This window comes from Pseudomonas sp. LBUM1669 (genome assembly GCF_059695705.1).
This window is the reverse complement of the sequence record NZ_CP166784.1, coordinates 2843694-2862678: the sequence shown is the minus strand read 5'-3', so window position 1 is coordinate 2862678 and position 18985 is coordinate 2843694. Positions and strand designations below refer to the sequence as shown.

The following is an 18985-nucleotide window of genomic DNA, read 5'->3' as shown; positions in this document are numbered from 1 at the left end:
GTATAGGGTCGACCTTCAAGGCACAAGCTGTCAACGAACCCTTGGTCGGGTCAGATCACATCCTGTGCAGGCAGCGGTTGGCGTTGATCGCGGACGGGTTGCACGGTTGGCTGTGCCAGCGTCAGGTCGAACCGTGCACCAAATTCCTTGCTCCCCAGCGCCGTCAATGCCAGCGCCCGGCTGTCCAGATCCTGCGTCACCCATTTGCGCTTGATCGCCGTTTGCAGCACCGCCGCCCCCAGCGAACCGCCCAGATGCGGGCGGCGCATGCTCCAGTCCAGGCACGGGCAAGCAAAGCGGCGACGCAAGGTGCTCAGGTCGTTGACTTCGATACCCAGCCCTTGCATCAACATCTCGCCACTCTCACTCAGGCGATAAGCCTGCTCGTCGGTTTCCAGCAACCAGCCTTTTTCAAGCATCCGGTCATGCAGCAACACCGCCAGCGCCCCGGCCATGTGATCGTAGCAAGTGCGGGCGAATTGCAGCCGATCCGGTGTACGCGAGTTGAACGTCGGGGCAGTGTTCTGGCCGATCACCATCAGCGCCTCCAGCGCTTGGGCCACTCGCTTGTCGGCGAGGCTGTAATAGCGATGGCGGCCCTGCACGTGCAAACGCAGCAGCGCCAGCTCCTTGAGCTTGGCCAGGTGCGCGCTGGCGGTGGAAGCGCTGACTTCAGCAATCGCCGCCAGCTCGGTGCTGGTGCGCGCGTGGCCATCCATCAGCGAACAGAGGATTTTCGTCCGGGCCGGTTCCGCGATGGCCGCGGCCACTTGAGAGACGCCGATGTCGTGTTGTTCTACGTTCATATTTCGCTCCCGGACGAATCGAGGCCCTGTCGAGCGGGAGATAGTAGCAACACTTTCCCCACCACGAACAAGGCTGCGACCCATGGACCCGATCATCGCTGCGACTCATGCCGATCCCTATCCCTATTACGCCCGGCTGCGCGCCGAGGGTGGGCTGGTTTTTCACCAAGCACTGAAACTGTGGGTAGCGAGCAGCGCCGAGGCAGTTGCGGCGGTGCTGGCGCACCCGGATTGCCATGTTCGGCCGGCCACCGAGCCGGTGCCCAAAGCGATTGCCGACGGCATGGCCGGCAAGGTATTTGGGCAATTGATGCGGATGAATGAGGGCGAGCGTCAGCGTTGCCCAAGGTCGGCGATTGAGCCGGGTTTGGCGATGATTGATGTGGACGAGGTCAATGCGCTGGTGAGCGCGCGGCTGATCACGCCGGATGCCGATGGACTGTACAACGCCATGTTCCGCGGGCCGGTTTGCGTGGTGGCGGCGTTGTTGGGGTTTTCACCGGCGCAGGGCCGGACGATCAGCGAATTGACGGCGGATTTTGTCGCGTGCCTGTCGCCGCTCAGCGATTCGCTGCAATTGGAGACTGCCCACGCTGCAGCGGAGCAGTTAAGGGGGTGTTTCATTGAGTTGCTGGATAATTCGGGCAATAAAAGCTCACTGTTCGCCGGGATTCGGGCGCGCTTCGAAGGCGATCCGCAAACGTTGATTGCCAATCTGATTGGACTGTTTTCCCAGACATATGAAGCCACTGCGGGGCTGATTGGCAATGCGATATTGACACTGATTCGAAACACATCGTTATTACGCGATTCGACGTGCGTTGACGACTTGATCGCCGAAGTTCAGCGTTTCGACCCTCCGATTCAGAACACCCGACGGTTTGTTGCGGCATCGTGTGAGATCGCGGGTGTGAGCCTCAGTTCAAGCGATGTAATTTTGGTGTTGTTGGCCTCGGCGAACCGGGATCCGCAGCTCAATGATGATCCCGACGCGTTCATTCTGGATCGCCCGCAACGGCGCAGCTTTACCTTTGGCGCCGGACGGCATCAATGTCCGGGGCGGCAGTTGGCGTCAAGCATTGCCAGCGCTACGTTACGGGAGATCCTGGCGCATCACCCTGCGCTGGATCGATTGACCTGGGAGTACCGGCCTTCGCTGAATGGGCGTATTCCGGTCTTTCGCGACTTGCCGTAAGACCGCGTCATCGTTCTTCGCGAGCAAGCCCGCGCCCACAGGATTCTCTGTCGATCACAACTATTGAGTCACCGGAGATCCCCTGTGGGAGCGAGCCTGCTCGCGATGAGGGCCTAAAAACCGCTACATCATCTGGATCCGCAGTTCACCACCCTGTCACCCAATCGATCCGCAACAAATTCGACAAACGCCTTCAGCTTCGGCAGTGACTTCCTCGAGCGTGGATACACCATCTGCACCGGCTTGGGCGGCGGAACATAGGCGCCCATGATTCGAACCAACTCACCGCTCGCCAACGCCGCCGCCACCAGAAAATCAGGCTGCATCAAAATCCCCTCCCCGGCCAGGGCCGCCTGCAACAACACCTGACCGTCATTGCTCTTCAACACCGCGCCTTCAGGCCAGGGCACTTCGCTGGTGCCGTTCCTCAGGGGCCAGGCAAACCGGTTGTTCCAGGACGTATGAGTGAGAATTCGGTTCCGGTGCAAGTCCTCGGGGGACTTCGGTTCCTGCCATTTTTCCAGGTACCGGGGCGAGGCGCAGATCACCATGCGATACGGCGGCAACGGCGTGGCCAGCAGGTTGACGCCAATCAGCTCGGAAATCCTGAACGCCAGATCGAATGACGTCTCGTACAGATCGATCACTTCATTGCTCAAAATCAACTCGACCTGAATCTGCGGATAACGCTGCATGAATTCGGCCACCAGCGGCCCGACCAGGGAAACGCCGAGACTCATCGGCGCGGTGATGCGCAGCAGGCCGCTGGGCTCCGGATTGGACGCTTCCACCCGACTGAACGCGTACTTCACCTGTTCCAGGGCCAGTTTGGCTTCTTCGTAAAACAGCCGCCCTTCGGCCGTGATGGATTGCCGCTGGGTGGTGCGTTTAATCAGCTGGGTAGGCCGGGGAACGTCGATCGTCAAATCGTATTCGGTCTTGTCTGATCGGGACACGTCAGCGGACAGAACCGTACGATTGACCCAGGATGCACTGACGTTATTGGGCAGCAGCGCCGTCGTTCACGCGTCAGAGATTGTGATTGACGGCAGTCAGCTGGGCGAAGGTTACGGCCTGCCGACCCCCACCATGCTCGACGCGATGCGTCTGATGGCTCGCGCTGAAGGTCTATTGATTGACCCGGTGTATTCCGGGAAGGCGTTTGCCGGGCTGTTGGGTGATCTCAGGCAAGGACGCTTCCAGCGCGGTGACAATCTGCTGTTTGTGATGACCGGAGGAACGCCAGGTTTGTATGTGTATCGGGAGACGTTTCAGCTCTGATCCGAAACGCTAGCGGGAATCTGTGGTGAGGGAGCCCTCCCTCATCATAATTTGCAACACCAATCCAATATTTCAGAGAAAACCTACATCCATTTAATGCCCATTGCTATAGCGTCCGCATCGTTTACAAAAGTTGAAACAAGGACGCTCATGACTAGCAAGACAGACACACCTGCAGCTCAACTCCCAGCGTCAGGCGACGGGCACCAGGCTTGCAACACCTGCCAGGACCCATCGGGAATAGATCAGCAGACCCACTATGTTTTTTGGATCAGTGGATTTTCAAAAGGTGATGATGAGGGTGACTTCTTAAGGTACGAACTGACCGTTCTGCCTGAATTTGAAGACGTGATAATGAGTGTACTTGGCTGGAACAATCTTGATGAAAGCGCCTATGGGGATTGTTTACTGACTGCCGAACAAATTATAAAAATCGCCATAGCCATTGATGTGCAGCTACCGACTGACCTGGACCTGTTCATAGGCGTGCGGGAATAGTGGGGAAAGCTGTTTGATTGCGGCGAGGGGCTTGCCTCCTCGCTGCACATGCCATTTCTGCCCACGCGCCAATCAATCATCCCGCGTCAGCACTTCCAGCAATTCGATCTCAAAAATCAAATTCGAATTCGGCGTGATCGCCCCCATCGTCCGCTCGCCGTAGGCCAAATGCGCCGGCACCAGCAACTTGCGCTTGCCGCCGACCTGCATGCCCATGATTCCCTGATCCCAGCCTTTGATCACCCTCCCCGTGCCAATCACGCACTGGAACGGTTTGCCACGGCTGTAGGACGAATCGAATTCGGTGCCGTCTTCCAGCCAGCCGCGGTATTGGGTGGTTATCAGTGCGCCTTTGACGGCGGCTTTGCCGTCGCCCACTTCAAGATCGATTACCTGCAATTCATCATTCATCACGTTCACTCTATTGTTCCCTCACCCGACAGGGTGTAATGGGCGCCGTTTTCCCAGAATTGTGCGCCATTGGCAACCCATACGAGCGGTTCCCGGCATTAACCTCAACTAAGATAAGCAACACCACGGCACAAGGACCAATACGACACGATGGCAATTTTTGAATGAATGACGTCTGGCCCAGTGCGGCCATCGGCTCAGTGATGCTTGCCCTGATCATTGCGCTGATCTGCCGCGAGCGCTCGCTGCGAAAGCAGTTGGCCGAGCATCGCGCGCTGATTGCCAGCCTGTCCGAAGGCCTGCACATCCGCCAGGACGGCGACGCCGAGCGTTTCAAGCGCAGCCAATACTTCGCCCGCATCGGCACCTGGGACTGGGATGTCGACACCGACAAACTCTACTGGTCGGACGCGATCTACGGAATGTTCGGTTTCAAGATCGGCGAGGTGACGCCCTCCTACGCACTGTTCTGCGCCTGCGTACACCCGGACGACCGGGCCAACGTCCGGGCCGGGGAGTTGCGATGCCTGGAAACCGGTGAAAACCATGACGAGGAATACCGCGTGGTCTGGCCCGACGGCAGCATTCGCTGGCTGCGGGAAACCGGCAACGTGGTCAAGAACGACCATGACGCCACCATCAAGATGATGGGTGTGGTACGCGACATCACCGAGGAAAAAGCCTCGGCCAGTTACCTGCAACACCTCGCTCATTACGACCCGTTGACCGGCCTGCCCAATCGCCTGGTGCTTGAAGAGCGCCTGTGCGAAGCGCTCGAACAGGCACGCGTCAGCGCCACACGGGTGGCGTTGGTGTTTGTCGATCTCAACGGGTTCAAGGCAATCAACGACCACTACGGTCATGCGGCCGGCGACCGGGTGCTGATCACTACCGCTACGCGGTTGAAGAAAATCCTGCGCTCAACCGACACCGTCGCCCGGATCGGCGGCGATGAATTCGTGGTCATTCTGCAAGGGTTGCCCCAAGGCGTCAGCCTGCAAGACGAGGCTCGCACCATCTGCCAGAAAATCTTCGTTGAACTGTCACCGCCGATCACCATCGGCAACGACCAGCGCCACATCGGCACCAGCCTGGGGGTCGCGGTGTTCCCGGACCACGCGCCGAGCATGGACCGGTTGATTCATATTGCCGATCTGGCGATGTATGAGGCTAAGCGGAGCGGGAATAATCAGTACCGGTTGGGCACTGAAAGCCCGGTGCGCGCTCACAGCGAATAGTCCGTTCGACCTAACGCTCCACCGGCGTGATGTCCACAATCGTGCCGTTGGTGACCATCACCATCATGTATTTGTCATTGATCTGCACCCACTGCGCCTGTTCCTTCGGTGCTTTCAGGCCTTTCGCTTTCCAGTTACGCAGTGCTTTTTCAGTGCGTTGGTAGACGTCCGGCGCGCGGTCGCCGACCACCAGTTCGCGGGTGTTATTCACACCGGGCTGGACGGTTTTTGCGGGTGGGTCATCCGCCTGAACGAGGGGGCTGATACCGGCGAGGCCTGCGACAAGGGCGAGGCTGGCGATAAGGGTCTTGTTGTTCATCGATGAACCTCCAGTAAATTCGTGGCACCTGTACTCCGACTGCGCCTGTGTTGAATCATTCCTTACTGTCCGGATGATTCTGCAGTGGAGTGAGCGTATGTGGCTCGGGGGATGGCGCATATTGAGGGGTTTATCTGAGTCACTGGTTGTCCATTGGGCCGCTTTCGCGAGCGAGCCCGCTCCCACAGTCGACCGAGTTGTCCAGACGAACACGGTCAAAATGTGGGAGAGGGCTTGCTCGCGAAAGCGACCTATCAGTCAACATCAATTCATGCCCATGGCTGACGCCCGAAGCCTCACCCTTTATCCTTGGCACTCCGCCGTACCGAGTAGATGGAGTTTTGTCATGCCCCATGAAGGCAACCTGTTGCAAGCCGCTGTCGTGTTTCTGTTCGCAGCAGTGCTCACCGTGCCCTTGGCCAAACGTCTGCAATTGGGAGCCGTGCTGGGTTATCTGTTTGCCGGGGTCATTATCGGGCCGTCCGTACTGGGTTTGATCGGCAATCCACAAAGCGTCAGCCACATCTCCGAGCTCGGCGTGGTGTTGCTGCTATTCATCATCGGCCTGGAATTGTCGCCGCGTCGCTTGTGGGTGATGCGTAAATCGGTGTTTGGCGTGGGCCTGGCGCAGGTGTTGCTGACCGCTTCGGTGATCGGCGTGCTGGCGCTGTTTGTCTTCGGCCAGCCGCTGAACAGCGCCATCGTCCTCGGCCTTGGCCTGGCGCTGTCGTCCACCGCGTTTGGCCTGCAAAGCCTGGCCGAGCGCAAGGAACTGACCAGCCCTCATGGACGCTTGGCGTTCGCGATTCTGCTGTTCCAGGACATCGCCGCGATCCCGTTGATTGCCATGGTGCCGCTGCTGGCGGGCGGCGATCACACCACCACGGCGGCCGAGGATTTGAATCACGGCCTGCGGGTGTTGGGCAGCATCGCGGTGGTGGTGATCGGCGGGCGGTATCTGCTGCGTCCGGTGTTTCGCGTGGTGGCCAAGACCGGTTTGCCCGAAGTGTCCACTGCCACTGCGTTGCTGGTGGTGATCGGCACGGCGTGGCTGATGGACCTGGTGGGCGTGTCGATGGCGCTCGGGGCGTTCCTCGCCGGGTTGCTGCTGGCGGACTCTGAATACCGTCACGAACTGGAAGCGCAGATCGAACCGTTCAAGGGCCTGTTGCTGGGGCTGTTTTTCATCAGCGTCGGCATGGGCGCCAACCTGAGCCTGCTGCTCAGCGCGCCGATCACGGTGCTGGGCCTGACCCTGTTGCTGATCGCAATCAAACTGCCGCTGCTGTTTGTAGTGGGCCGATTGGCCGGCGGGTTGGGCAAAGTCAGCGCAATACGCCTGGGCATTGTGCTGGCGGCCGGTGGTGAATTCGCGTTTGTGGTGTTCAAGATTGGTCGCGACCAGGGTTTGTTCGAGGCGCGCCTGTACGATTTGCTGGTGCTGACGATCACCCTGTCCATGGCCGTCACACCGCTGTTGCTGCTGCTGTGCGCCCGCCTGTATTCGCCGAAGGTGCAGCCCGTGGTGGTGCCGGAGAAATTCCGCGAAATCGACACCGACACCCCGCGCGTGGTGATCGCCGGCATGGGCCGGATGGGGCAGATCGTGGCGCGGATTCTGCGGGCACAAAACATCAAGTTCGTGGCGCTGGACACCTCGGTGGAAACCATCGAACTGTCCCGCAGCTTCGGCGGCGTGCCGGTGTTCTACGGCGATCCGATGCGCCCGGAAATCCTCAGCGCGGCCAAGGTCGAGCAGGCGGAATACTTTGTCATCGCCACCGATGACCCGGACACCAACATCAAGACCGCCGAGGTGGTGCACAAGCTCTATCCGCACATCAAAATCATCGCCCGGGCCCGTAACCGTCAGCATGTGCACCGGTTGGTGGACCTCGGCGCCGAGGCGATTCGCGAAACCTATTATTCGAGCCTGGAAATGAGCCGCCGCACCCTGGTCGGACTGGGCCTGACCCAGGCGCAAGCCGACGCGCGGATCAAGCGCTTCAAGCATCACGATGAACAGGTGCTGGAGGCTCAGCATGCGGTTTATGACGATGCGGCGAAGGTGCTGCAGACCGCCCAGGAAGCCCGGGCGGAGTTGGCGCGGTTGTTTGAGGCGGATCAGATGGAGGAGCGGGAAGCGGGTAAGGTTTGAGTTATTGGGTGATGGTGATGTCGCCTTCGCGGGCAAGCCTCGCTCCTACAGGGGGCACCGGACCTGTAGGAACGAGGCTTTCCCGCGAAGAACGATAACGCGGTCTAATGTCAGGCCAACTTCTTCAGCTCAACGGTCTGCACCTCAAACCGATCCGCCAAAAACGGTGAGATATCCAGCGGCAGCGATTCGTTGTTAACCAGCTTATCCAGCAACACCCCGGTAATCGCCGACGTCAGAATCCCCGTGCGGAAATGCCCACAGGCATTGAGATACCCCTCCACCCCGTTCATCGGACCCAAGATCGGCAACTCATCCGGCGACCCCGGCCGCAGCCCTGCCCAGGTCCGTTTGAGGTTGACGTCCGCCAACTCGGGAATACACCGCACCGCCCCCTGCACCAGCCCGGCAATTTCCGGGTAGGTGGTGGTCACGTCGAAGCCTTTATCTTCCGTGGTGCTACCGATCAGGATCTCGCCATTGTCCTTCTGCGCCACATAACAATCGCTGGTGGTCAGGCAGCCGTTGAGGATTTTCGGCAGGCGCTCGGTCAGCAGAATCTGCCCCTTCACCGGTTTCACCGGAATCCGGATGCCGGTGGCCTGCTCACTCAAATCCGCCGCCCAGGCGCCCGCTGCGTTAATCAGGGTGTTGCAGTGAAACACCCCGGCCTCGGCCGTTTGCACACCGCTGACCCGGGATCCATGGTGCAAGACCCCAGTGACGTTGGTGTTGAAATACAGGTCCACGCCGTTCTGCCGCGCGCCTTCGGTGTAGGCATCGGCCAGTCGGAACGGACTGACTTGGTGGTCGCAGAGAAATTCCAGCGCCCCGCTCGCCTCATGGCTGACACTCGGCTCGGCCTCGCGCAGCGCCGCCTGATCGAGCCAGCGCACCTGATCGGCCAGGTGCGGAATGCAGGCGACGATGTGCTCGGCGTAGAGGCGGTCCTCTTCGTCATAGATGACGAATTTCAGGCCGGTCTTTTCGAACTTGAAATCCATCCCGTGATGGTCTTTCAACTCCTGGTGCAGCGCCGGGTACATCGCGTTGGACTGCAAGGCAAAATCGAAGAACGACGGCGGCAGGATGTGCGGCGTGTTGGAATCCACCACCACCGCCGAACCCTGGGCTTCGCGCTTGCGGCTGGCCGACATCATGCGAAAGAAAATCACCCCGCAGCCCAGCCCCACTGACTCGCCAATCGCCCATAAGCCGCCGGCTGATGCGCGGGTTGCGTTGCCCGGGCGCTTGCAGTCGATCAAGGCGACCTTGAGGTTTTGGCGCTTGGACAACTGATAGGCGCAGGACGCCCCGATCACACCGCCACCGGCGATGACCACGTCATAAAACTTACTCATGATTGGCGGCCTCCATGCCGACGCAGGTGAATGCAGAAAAGGGAATCGGATCGATCGGGAAGCGCGGCCGCAACCAGCCCACATCCTGGCGGCCAGTGACTTCGCGCAAGCGGTCGGTGCAATAGCCGACGCACATCCGCCCCTGGCAATCGCCCATGCTCACCCGAGTGCGCATTTTCAGGCTGGCCAGGTCTTGCACGCCCTGCTCCAACGCCCGGTCGATGTCGGCGCGGGTCGCGTGTTCGCAACGGCAAATCACCGTGTCGGCGGCTGGCAGCGCGGTTTGCCCGGCGCCGCGCTCGGTGTAGCGATCGACCGCCGCGCGAAAGCGCACGATGGCCTTGAGTTTCGACAAATAACGATTGCGCCGTACCAGGGCCAATTCCGCGTCCAGCACGTCCCGTTGAAGCAGGATCGATGTGGCCGCAATCCGTCCCGCGAGCATCGCCGCTTCGCCACCGCGAATCCCGCCCATGTCACCGGCCAAGTGCACGTGAGGCTCACTGCTTTGCTGCCAGATATTGGCACTGGCCCGCAGGTAACCGTCATCGCTGAAGCCATGGTTCAGGCCCATCTGCTGACTGAGTTGGGTGCGAGGAATGAAACCGTAACCGACCGCCAGGGTTTGCGCAGCAACCTGCTCGGCACGGCTCAGGTCTGGCACCCAGGTGCTGGAGTACGGCGCCACGGTCACACCATTCAGCTCTCCTTCGCCCTGCGCCGCCACCACGCCCCAGCCGTAATGCATCGGTATGCCATGCAGTTTGAGGAACGCAAGCATGCTCAAGCCATCGAGGAACAACTGCGGTTTGTTCAGCAGTGACAGGCTTTCCCGAGCGATCTTGCCGAACGCGCAGGCCTCGTAAACACCGGCGACGGTCACGCCGGACGCGTGCAACTGACAGGCCACCAACGGCAATAAAGGCCCCGTGCCGGCAATCACCACCGGGCCCTGAGGCTTGACCACCCCGCTCTTGATTTGTAATTGCAGGCCGCCCAGCAGGATCACGCCGGGCAAGGTCCAGCCAGGAAACGGCACGCTGCGCTCATGGCAACCGGCGGCGAGCAGCAATTGCGGATATTCGACTTCCTGCAGCTGGTCCTCGCTGTCCAGCACCACCAACGCGCGCGTACCTTCGGCGCCGACCACGCGGTGATTCAGGCGCACATCGATCAGCGATGCGTGCGCCTGAAATTCCCCATGCAAACTGGCCAGTGCTTCTGAGTAGCGCGGCCCCAGATAGTCGAGTTGCACGCCATCGCGCAACGGTCCGCGATAGACCACGCCGCCCAGCCGCGACGCTTCTTCAAGCAACGTGCAACGCACGCCGTGCCGGGCCAGTTCAATGGCCGCCGCCATCCCTGCCGGCCCACCGCCGACGATCACCGGAAGCAGGCTCATACACCCTCCTGCTCAACGAGGCGGTTGACTTGGGTTTCGACCCGCATGCCGTCACGCACCACGGTCTGGCAGGCGCGACGTTTGTGCCGGCCATTGATTTTCACCAGGCAGCATTGGCACACGCCCATGCCGCAATAGGCGCCGCTGATTTGATCGTGATCGTTTCGGGCCACCTGGCGCAGGCCAAGGGATTGAATGACCGTGAGAACGGTTTCACCGAGGGCGGCGCTGACCGGCTGGCCATTGATGTGCACAGTCATATCCGCACGCGACAGCGGCTGGATATCGAAGGTTCTTTCTAAACGTGGCATTGCGATGTTCATCCATGAGAGTTCAGGTGAGGTTCCACAGCTCCTTGCTGCACTACACCTTGCGGGCCAACGGCTAGGCAAAAAGCTCGCTCCGGTACTTCGACAGCGCAACAGGGTGCGCGTCAAAGCAATGTAGTCGAAGCCGCAGAAGGGGCTTGGATCTTTTACGGTAGGAGATATCGCGCAAGAGAATATTGATCCAGGCCAGTGAAATACGCCGCACCCCAACCTGTCGATCAGTTGGAGAACACGTACTCGCCCTTGACCTTTTTCGAGCCCACGAAGCCCAGGTCCGGGAACAACAGGTTTTTCACCCAGGCGACGAAGATCACCATGCCCAGGGTGATTGCGACGCTGACCACCGTCATCACCGGGTCTTCTTCATAGCCTTTGAACATCCGCGAAATCTGGCTGACGGTTAGAATCGCGTAAATGGTGTAGGCCTGTGCCACGTTCTTGTGGAAACCCCAGGCAAACGCCAGCGGCACCAACGCCGCAAACAGGGTAAAGAACACCACGGCACCGGGGCCGATCATCGCGCCCAGGTAAAACCCGGAGACCGCACCCAGCAATGCCTGAATGCAGGTCAGCGCGATCAGAAGGGTGACCTTGCGTGAATGCTTTTCCCGCAGGGCCGGATCCGGCCGGGCACCAATCCAGTAAGCCAGCACCCGATCCTTGACTGCCCCACCTGAGAACGCCTTGAACGTCTCGGTTTTGGAGCGCCCGGCGTCGAGCATCGCCAGCAGTTGCCGTTTGATTTCCTTCTTGTCCAACGTCCTTCTCCCCTTCTTGAATCAATGCAAAATAAATGTGGGAGCGAGCCTGCTCACGAAAGCGGTGCATCAGGCGACATCATCATCGACTGAAAGTCCGCTATCGCGAGCAGGCTCGCTCTCACAGTGGTGCATCTTCGCTTTATTGGACGCCAGAAAGCAAAACGCCGCTTCCACCAGAGGCGGAAGCGGCAGAGGCATGAGCCTCAGTCGATCAATGCATGAACAGGGCGATCAGGATGATGATCGGGATGGGCACGCCAAGAAAGAACAGCAGTAATGAGCGCATGGTAATTCTCCTGGGTTAGCGAACAGGGGGCACCGAGGTGGTGGTCACATAAGCGTCAGTTTCCACATACTCCACGGCATCCCGACGACGACCGCCGAAGGTCGCGGCAAGGCTGGCGAAAAACGCGCCGATCAGCAGCGCAATGAACATCCACAACGAAGTCCAGGCAGCAACTTTGGCGGCGGTGTCAGCCGCTTGTTGCGCAGCGAGCTTGGCGTCGGCCACGGCTTTCTGGGTGCGCATATAGACTTCATCGACACGGCGTTCGGCATCGGCCTGGGTCAGGTTGGTGCGCTGGGCGACCAATTGCGCCAGGTAAGTCCGGTCTTCGGCAGACAGTTGACCGTCGTTGCTCAGGGAGCGGACGAAGATGCGAGTCACGGTGCTACGGGCGGCGTCATCACTGACGGCAGCCGGACGATCATCGCGGAACAGGCTGTCAACGAAGTAGCCATATTGGTCGCTGTCCGTGCTGCCCGCAGCGGTGCCAGCGGCCTGAGTCGCGGCACTCGCCGCGCCACCGACCACACTCGCCCCGGCTTGCACGCCGCCGCTGACAATGCTGCTGACCGAGCCGACGACCAGCGTTGCGGTCACCAGCGTGGCCACGCACCAGGCCAGGAAGCCATGGGCCGTGTCACGGAAATAAACTTCATCGCCGTGCATGTTGGCCCACTTCACCCGCAGTCGACCGGCAATGTAACCACCGAGCCCGGACGCCACGATTTGCGTCACCGCCAGCCACACGATCGTTGAAATGCCCAGGCCCTTGGCACTCACGCCTTCGTTGGCCCACGGAGAAACGGCCGAGAATCCCAGGCCAAATCCCAGCAGCACCAGAATCAGCGACAACGCCGCCGCTGCAGCGGCACCGGCGAAGATCGCGCCCCAGGACACACCCGAGAGCGTGCTTGATTCTTCTGCGGCAGGATAGAAACCATCAGAGGATCTATTCATTGTTGTATCGCTCCAGGCAGGAAAGATGGTGTTACAACTCTTCGAAGGAGGAAGTGCAGTCACCGTGCCAGTCGCGACAATCCAATAAATTGTTTAATTTCAATGCCTTACAAAGTTTGAACTTCCAGTTTTCATGCAAATTGCAAGGAACGGGCAATAGCAGCGGGTTTTCTGCATTGAAGATCAAAAGCTCGCAGCCTCGTTTCACTCGACAGCTGCCACATAGAAATGCGTATCCCTTGTAGCAGCTGTCGAGTGAAACGAGGCTGCGATCTCTTGTCTTTCCTTTACGTGAAGTTTTATTTAGAAAGTCGGCAAGCATTTATGGGCAAAATGCCCCCTCACTCCGCCATGAACTGACTATCAGGCACGCCCTATGACCCGCATCTTGACCATCGAAGACGACGCCGTGACCGCCCGGGAAATCGTCGCCGAACTCAGTAGCCACGGCCTCGACGTCGATTGGGTCAACAACGGACGCGAAGGCCTGGAGCGTGCGGTCAGCGGCAACTATGACCTGATCACCCTCGACCGCATGCTGCCGGAGCTCGATGGCCTGGCGATTGTCACCACCCTGCGGACCATGGGCGTGGCCACGCCGATCCTGATGATCAGCGCCCTCTCCGACGTCGATGAGCGGGTGCGCGGCTTGCGCGCTGGCGGCGATGATTACCTGACCAAGCCGTTCGCCACCGATGAAATGGCCGCCCGGGTCGAAGTGCTGCTACGTCGCCAGAACACCGTGACCGCTCAGGCGACTACGCTGCGAGTCGCCGATCTTGAGTTGAACCTGATCAGCCACGAAGCCAGCCGCGACGATCAGCTGCTGACGCTGTTGCCCACCGAATACAAGCTGCTGGAATTCCTCATGCGCAACACCGGGCAGATTCTGTCGCGGATGATGATTTTCGAAGAGGTCTGGGGGTATCACTTCGACCCCGGCACCAACCTCATCGATGTGCACATCGGCCGGCTGCGCAAGAAGATCGACCCGCCAGGCAAAGTCCCATTGATTCGGACCGTGCGAGGCTCGGGTTATGTCATTGCTGAACCCCTCTAACGGCTGGCGTTCATCCAGCAGCCGCCTGCTCGCGCTCTACAGTTCGCTGTTCGTGATCTGGAGCGGGATTCTGATGGGGGTCATGTACTACGAGGTGTCCGCCTACCTGGACAACCTGGCCAAGCACTCGCTGATGCAGCGTCAGCACCTGTTTTCGCACTTTCAGGGCGAACAATTGGCCGACGCCCTCGCCGTCAGCATGACCTTCGATATTCGCGGTATCGACGCCTATGGCCTGTTCGACGCTCAACACCGCTACCTCAGCGGTGCGCTGCAGCGCATGCCCGAGGGCTTGCCGCTGGATGGCAAGATCCACATGCTCGGCGACTGTGCTGAATCTGACAGCCCGAGCCTGCCCGCCGACAGTTGCGACGCGGTCGCGACCCAGACCAAGGACGGTCGCTGGCTGGTGCTGGTGCGCGATAACGGTTCGTTGTTTGCGGTGACCCGGATCATTCTGCACGCGTTGTTCTGGGGCGTGACGCTGACCATCCTGCCCGGCATCGCCGGTTGGCATTTGCTGCGACGGCGCCCATTGCGGCGGATTCGTGCGATTCAGGCGAGCGCCGAAGCCATCGTCGCGGGTGACCTGACCCGGCGTTTGCCGCTGTCCAACCGCCGCGATGAACTGGACATGCTCGCCGCCATCGTCAACGCCATGCTCGAACGCATTGAACGGTTGATGAACGAGGTCAAGGGCGTGTGCGACAACATCGCCCATGACCTGCGCACACCGCTGACGCGCTTGCGGGCGCAGTTGTACCGGATCCAGCAGCAGGCGGATGACGGCTCGACGCTGGCCGTGCAGCTGGACTCGGTGCTCGGTGAAGCCGATACCTTGATGGCGCGGTTTCGTGGATTGCTGCGGATTTCCGAACTGGAGGATCGCCAGCGGCGTTCGGGTTTTGTGCAGCTGGATCCGGTGCCGTTGTTGCAGGAGCTGCATGACTTTTACCTGCCGCTGGCGGAGGAAGGCGAGCTGGTGTTCAAGCTGCAATTGCCGGCATCGTTACCGATGTTGAACGGCGATCGGGCGCTGTTGTTTGAAGCCGTGGCGAACCTGCTGAGCAACTCGATCAAATTTACCCCGCCCGGTGGCGAGGTGATCTTGCGCGGGGTCAATGACGCTGGGCACTCGCGAATCGAAGTGCTCGACTCAGGACCCGGCATCCCGGAAAGCGAACGTGAAGCGGTGTTCCAGCGTTTTTACCGTGCCGAAGGTGGTAATCAGAAAAGCGGGTTCGGCTTGGGCCTGTCGATCGTCGCGGCGATTGTCAGCCTGCACGGGTTTGCGCTGGAAGTGGGCACCAGTGAACTGGGCGGCGCGAAGTTGGTACTCGATTGTGGGGAGAACCTGATTCCACAGACCTGAAGCCCCGCACCATTGCGTAGCAGCTGCCGAGCCTGCGAGGCTGCGTTCGGCGACGCAGTCGTCGTGAAATCAAACCCTGCGGTGTATCAGGAAAACCGCGTTCGCAGGTTTTACGACGACTGCGTCGCCGAACGCAGCCTCGCAGGCTCGGCAGCTGCTACAAAGGTTGCGTTGTACTGCTAGGTTGGGTAGTTCGCCCGCAGGGCCTCGAGCCCGCCCTGATAAATCCCGGCAAACAACGCCTCAACCTCTGCCTCACTGACACCGACGGGCGCAAACCGCCCCGACCACGTCACCCGAGCCCCCTGCCCTTGTGCCTCGACCTTGATCGTCGCCAGGTACTCCGTCGCCGGAAACGGCGCCTGCAAAATCGAGTAGCTGTAAGTCTTTCCGGCGTTATCAAACGTCTCCAACCGCTCAACCACCACCGCCCCGTCGGACGTTTGCAGGCTGCGCACCCGCCCGCCTTCACTCAGTTCGCTTTTCGGGATAAACGGCAGCCAGTCCGGTAGCGTGTCGAAGCCGCCAATCAATTGCCACACCTCATCGGCCGAAGCCGGAATGTCGATAAACGCTGATGCCTTTGCCATGTAACCCTCTCTCTCAATCAATAAATTCAGATAGCCATGCTGTCGACGACGCCGCCGTCGACCCGCAATGCCGCGCCCGTCGTGGCCGAGGACAGCGGTGAGGCGATGTAGGCCACCAGGTTCGCGACTTCCTCGACATTCGCCACACGCTGGATGATCGACGTCGGCCGGGCCTTGCGCACAAACGCATCGGCTTCTTCCCGGACGCTGCGCCCCGATTCGGCGGTGGCGTCCTTGAGCATCTGCTCCAGGCCATCGGTCAGCGTCGGGCCGGGCAGGATCGCGTTGACCGTCACGCCAGTCCCCGCCAGCCGCTTGGCAAGGCCGTGGGACACCGCGAGGTTGGCGCTTTTGGTCACGCCATAATTGAGCATGTCGGCCGGGATTGCGATGCCGGATTCCGAGGACAGGAAAATCACCCGGCCCCAGCCCTGCTTGACCATGTCCGGCACGTAATGCCGGGACAGGCGCACGCCGGAGATCACGTTGACCTCATAGAAACGCGTCCACTCACTGTCTGGCGTGTCGAAAAAATCCACCTCGTTGAAGATCCCGAGGTTGTTCACCAGGATGTCCGCTCGCGGTTCAGCGGCGAACAACTGCTCGGCACCTTCGGCCGTGCCGAGGTCGGCGGTCAGGCCACGCAGTTGCGCGCCCGGCACGCTCTGGCGAATGCTCGCCAGCGCCTGTTCGACCTTGGCCGTCTCGCGGCCGATCACCACCACCGTGGCGCCGGATTCGGCCAGCGCCTTGCTGATGCCCAAGCCAATGCCGGCGGTGCTGCCGCTGACAATGGCGAGTTTTCCAGTCAGATCGATCTTCATGCTCAAACTCCTCAGATTGGCAATGGAGCGCGTTCGCTCACCAGTTTCGCATCGCGCATCGCCTGCCAGAACGCAGTGGGAATCACCGCCGTCAGAGCGGCAACGTCTTCAGCAATCCGGTCCGGACGGCTGGAGCCCGGAATCACTGCCGCCACGGCCGGGTTGGCCAACGAGAATTGCAAAGCGGCGGCCTTGATGTCGACACCGTGGGCAGCCGCAATGCGTTTGATCTGCTCGACTTTGTTGACGATTGCCGGGCTGGCTTTCTGGTACTCGAAATGGGTGCCACCGGCCAGAATGCCCGAGCTGTAAGGACCGCCAACCACGATTTCGACATTCTGCGCCAGGGCCGCGTCCATCAGACGTTGCAAGGCCCGGTCGTGGTCGAGAAGAGTGTAGCGACCCGCGAGCAGAAAACCGTCCGGCTGCGCTTCGGTCAGATCAAGAGTCAGTTCGCAAGGTTCGACCTTGTTCACGCCCAGCCCCCAGCCCTTGATCACGCCTTCTTCGCGCAAACGGGTCAGCACTTTGAAGGCGCCAGTGCGGGCCTGGTTGAAGTATTCAAGCCACTGGTCGCCGTAGAAATCCTGGGCGATGTCGTGCACCCAGACGATGTCCAGGCGATCGGTCTGAAGGCGCTTGAGGCTGTCTTCGATGGAGCGCATCGTCGCGTCGGCGCTGTAGTCGTTGACGATCTTGTTCGGGCGGCCGTGTTCGAACACCCCACTCTTCTCGCCCAGGTCACGGGCCGAGGCGTCTTCTATTTCGTCCAGGATGACGCGGCCGACTTTGCTGCTCAGCACGTAGTCGTCGCGGTTGTAGCGGGCCAGCGCGGCGCCCAGGCGAATCTCCGACAGGCCCGAACCGTAAAACGGCGCGGTGTCGAAGTAACGCACGCCAGCCTCCCAGGCCGCGTGCACGGTGGCCTGAGCCTCATCTTCAGGAATGGCGCGAAACATGTTGCCCAACGGGGCGGTACCGAAACCCAGCGCGCCGGGCAGTTTGTCTTTCAAGCTCATGGTTCAAATCCTCGTCAGTTTCAGAGGTCAGTTGAGTGACCGTTGGGCAGATCCTAGATTGCGATGATCGGACCGTCCAAGACATAATGTGCAGCACTTAAGTCCTGACAGGTCTGACATGATCGACATCCGCCAATTGCGCTACTTCGTCGCCGTCGCCGAAGAAGAACACGTCGGTCGCGCCGCCGAACGTTTGCACATTTCCCAATCGCCCCTGAGCCGGCAGATCGCCCAGCTCGAAGAACGCCTGGGCCTGACCCTGTTCGAACGCAGCCAGCAGCGCATCCGCCTGACCCGCGACGGCCAGACCTTCCTCGCCGAAACCCACGCCCTGCTGACCCATGCCAGCCGCCTCGAATCCCTGGGCAAACGCCTCGGTCGCGGCGAAGAAGGCGGCCTGTGCATCGGCTACATCGAAAACGCCATGCACGCCGGCGTGCTGCCCAATGCCCTGCGGGTGCTGCGCGTCGACCGGCCGAACGTGCACGTTGCGTTGTACAACCTGCGCTCCGCCGAACAGCTCGAAGGCTTGCGCCAGCGTAGTCTGGACATCGCTCTGGTCAGTGAGCCGCCTGTCGCCGACGATCCGGATTTGTTGGGTTTCCAGGTACTGGATGACCCGATGTTGCTGGCATTGCCTGAGCATCATCCACTGGCTAACCAGACAATATTGACCCCGGCCGACCTCGCCAATCAGGAGTGGATCGGTGTGCAGCACCACCAGAATGTCACCAACCGCCAAGACTTCGTCAGCGCCTGCATCCGCGCCGGCTTCACCCCGGACATCCGCATGGAAGCCACCGGCCCCTTCACTGCATTGGCTCTGGTGGCCTCGGGACTGGGCATCGCCATGATTCAGAAAGGCTTGAGCCGCAATGCACCGCCGGGCGTGGTCCTGCGGGAAGTGCCGTGGATTTGCTTCACAAGACCGCTGTGGGCGGCGTGGCACCGGATCAATCTGCGGCCGCTGGTGGAGACGTTCAGGAAGGTGCTGACGGAATCGGGGCCGGTTCACAGCAGCTAAATTTGCGCTGGGTCGACGGGCCTCTTCGCGAGCAAGCCCGCTCCCACATTTGGAATGCGTCCCCCTGTGGGAGCGGGCTTGCTCGCGAAGGGTC

19 protein-coding genes and 1 pseudogene are annotated in these 18985 nt (G+C 60.5%); 8 read left to right on the top strand and 12 right to left on the bottom strand.

Going from position 1 to position 18985, the window contains the following annotated elements; all coding sequences use genetic code 11:
- Positions 1-50 precede the first annotated feature (50 nt).
- Positions 51-806 carry an ArsR/SmtB family transcription factor gene (locus ACA051_RS13375; RefSeq protein ID WP_497375168.1) on the bottom strand — a complete coding sequence of 252 codons (756 nt, stop codon included), beginning with the start codon at positions 804-806 and terminating at the stop codon, positions 51-53.
- Positions 807-888: 82 nt separating this feature from the next.
- Between ACA051_RS13375 and ACA051_RS13370 the strand changes: the two genes are divergently transcribed.
- Positions 889-2001 (top strand): cytochrome P450, encoded by a 1113-nt coding sequence (locus ACA051_RS13370; RefSeq protein ID WP_497375166.1) that lies wholly within the window; start codon positions 889-891, stop codon positions 1999-2001.
- A 128-nt stretch (positions 2002-2129) separates the two neighbouring features.
- Here the strand turns inward: ACA051_RS13370 and ACA051_RS13365 are convergent, their stop codons facing one another.
- Positions 2130-2957 (bottom strand): LysR substrate-binding domain-containing protein, encoded by an 828-nt coding sequence (locus ACA051_RS13365; RefSeq protein ID WP_497375164.1) that lies wholly within the window; start codon positions 2955-2957, stop codon positions 2130-2132.
- Between ACA051_RS13365 and ACA051_RS13360 the strand changes: the two are divergent.
- Positions 2902-3282, top strand: a pseudogene (locus ACA051_RS13360) (pyridoxal-phosphate dependent enzyme); the annotation flags it as partial. The gene ACA051_RS13365 and the pseudogene ACA051_RS13360 sit on opposite strands and share 56 nt — an antisense overlap.
- A 150-nt stretch (positions 3283-3432) precedes the next feature.
- Positions 3433-3780, top strand: coding sequence for a pyocin S6 family toxin immunity protein (locus ACA051_RS13355; RefSeq protein ID WP_497375162.1), 348 nt, complete (start codon positions 3433-3435; stop codon positions 3778-3780).
- Positions 3781-3852: 72 nt separating this feature from the next.
- On the opposite strand, the gene ACA051_RS13350 is transcribed toward ACA051_RS13355, so the two are convergent.
- On the bottom strand, positions 3853-4191 hold the full coding sequence (locus ACA051_RS13350) for an FKBP-type peptidyl-prolyl cis-trans isomerase (protein ID WP_007895103.1): 339 nt from the start codon (positions 4189-4191) through the stop codon (positions 3853-3855).
- Between the two features lie 164 nt (positions 4192-4355).
- Here ACA051_RS13350 and ACA051_RS13345 point away from each other — a divergent pair, with 164 nt between their 5' ends.
- On the top strand, positions 4356-5429 hold the full coding sequence (locus tag ACA051_RS13345) for a diguanylate cyclase domain-containing protein (protein WP_497310222.1): 1074 nt from the start codon (positions 4356-4358) through the stop codon (positions 5427-5429).
- A 10-nt stretch (positions 5430-5439) separates the two neighbouring features.
- Here ACA051_RS13345 and ACA051_RS13340 read toward each other — a convergent pair whose 3' ends face one another.
- A complete protein-coding gene (locus tag ACA051_RS13340; RefSeq protein WP_497310221.1) occupies positions 5440-5748 on the bottom strand; it encodes an RcnB family protein in 309 nt (102 codons plus the stop codon).
- A gap of 346 nt (positions 5749-6094) precedes the next feature.
- Between ACA051_RS13340 and ACA051_RS13335 the strand changes: the two genes are divergently transcribed.
- A complete protein-coding gene (locus ACA051_RS13335; RefSeq protein WP_497310220.1) occupies positions 6095-7906 on the top strand; it encodes a monovalent cation:proton antiporter-2 (CPA2) family protein in 1812 nt (603 codons plus the stop codon).
- 110 nt (positions 7907-8016) lie between these two features.
- Here ACA051_RS13335 and hcnC read toward each other — a convergent pair whose 3' ends face one another.
- The 5 genes from hcnC to ACA051_RS13310 all read right to left on the bottom strand — a co-directional run bounded on the left by hcnC (position 8017) and on the right by ACA051_RS13310 (position 13002).
- Complete coding sequence (hcnC, locus tag ACA051_RS13330) at positions 8017-9267, bottom strand: cyanide-forming glycine dehydrogenase subunit HcnC (RefSeq protein ID WP_497310219.1); 1251 nt, start codon at positions 9265-9267, stop codon at positions 8017-8019.
- Positions 9260-10669, bottom strand: coding sequence for a cyanide-forming glycine dehydrogenase subunit HcnB (gene hcnB / locus ACA051_RS13325; protein ID WP_497375160.1), 1410 nt, complete (start codon positions 10667-10669; stop codon positions 9260-9262). The genes hcnC and hcnB overlap by 8 nt, the downstream gene beginning before the upstream one ends.
- On the bottom strand, positions 10666-10980 hold the full coding sequence (hcnA, locus tag ACA051_RS13320; protein ID WP_497310217.1) for a cyanide-forming glycine dehydrogenase subunit HcnA: 315 nt from the start codon (positions 10978-10980) through the stop codon (positions 10666-10668). The genes hcnB and hcnA overlap by 4 nt, the downstream gene beginning before the upstream one ends.
- A gap of 236 nt (positions 10981-11216) precedes the next feature.
- Positions 11217-11756: a hypothetical protein gene (locus tag ACA051_RS13315; protein WP_497310216.1), complete on the bottom strand. Its 540-nt coding sequence runs from the start codon at positions 11754-11756 to the stop codon at positions 11217-11219.
- Between the two features lie 304 nt (positions 11757-12060).
- Positions 12061-13002: a hypothetical protein gene (locus ACA051_RS13310; RefSeq protein WP_497375158.1), complete on the bottom strand. Its 942-nt coding sequence runs from the start codon at positions 13000-13002 to the stop codon at positions 12061-12063.
- 376 nt (positions 13003-13378) lie between these two features.
- Here ACA051_RS13310 and ACA051_RS13305 point away from each other — a divergent pair, with 376 nt between their 5' ends.
- Together ACA051_RS13305 and ACA051_RS13300 are read left to right on the top strand one after the other, a co-directional pair.
- The gene (locus tag ACA051_RS13305; protein ID WP_010455216.1) at positions 13379-14062 is read left to right on the top strand and encodes a response regulator transcription factor; all 684 of its coding nucleotides are present in this window, start codon (positions 13379-13381) and stop codon (positions 14060-14062) included.
- The gene (locus ACA051_RS13300) at positions 14040-15434 is read left to right on the top strand and encodes a sensor histidine kinase (RefSeq protein ID WP_497375156.1); all 1395 of its coding nucleotides are present in this window, start codon (positions 14040-14042) and stop codon (positions 15432-15434) included. The genes ACA051_RS13305 and ACA051_RS13300 overlap by 23 nt, the downstream gene beginning before the upstream one ends.
- A gap of 179 nt (positions 15435-15613) precedes the next feature.
- Here the strand turns inward: ACA051_RS13300 and ACA051_RS13295 are convergent, their stop codons facing one another.
- The 3 genes from ACA051_RS13295 to ACA051_RS13285 are packed head-to-tail and all read right to left on the bottom strand — an operon-like array spanning position 15614 to position 17867.
- Entirely contained in the window at positions 15614-16024 is a 411-nt protein-coding gene (locus tag ACA051_RS13295; RefSeq protein ID WP_497310213.1) for an SRPBCC family protein, read from the bottom strand.
- Positions 16025-16050: 26 nt separating this feature from the next.
- On the bottom strand, positions 16051-16848 hold the full coding sequence (locus tag ACA051_RS13290; protein WP_214384449.1) for an SDR family NAD(P)-dependent oxidoreductase: 798 nt from the start codon (positions 16846-16848) through the stop codon (positions 16051-16053).
- A gap of 11 nt (positions 16849-16859) precedes the next feature.
- Complete coding sequence (locus ACA051_RS13285) at positions 16860-17867, bottom strand: aldo/keto reductase (RefSeq protein WP_497310212.1); 1008 nt, start codon at positions 17865-17867, stop codon at positions 16860-16862.
- 118 nt (positions 17868-17985) lie between these two features.
- Between ACA051_RS13285 and ACA051_RS13280 the strand changes: the two genes are divergently transcribed.
- A complete protein-coding gene (locus ACA051_RS13280; protein ID WP_497375154.1) occupies positions 17986-18891 on the top strand; it encodes a LysR substrate-binding domain-containing protein in 906 nt (301 codons plus the stop codon).
- The last annotated feature ends 94 nt before the right edge of the window (positions 18892-18985 follow it).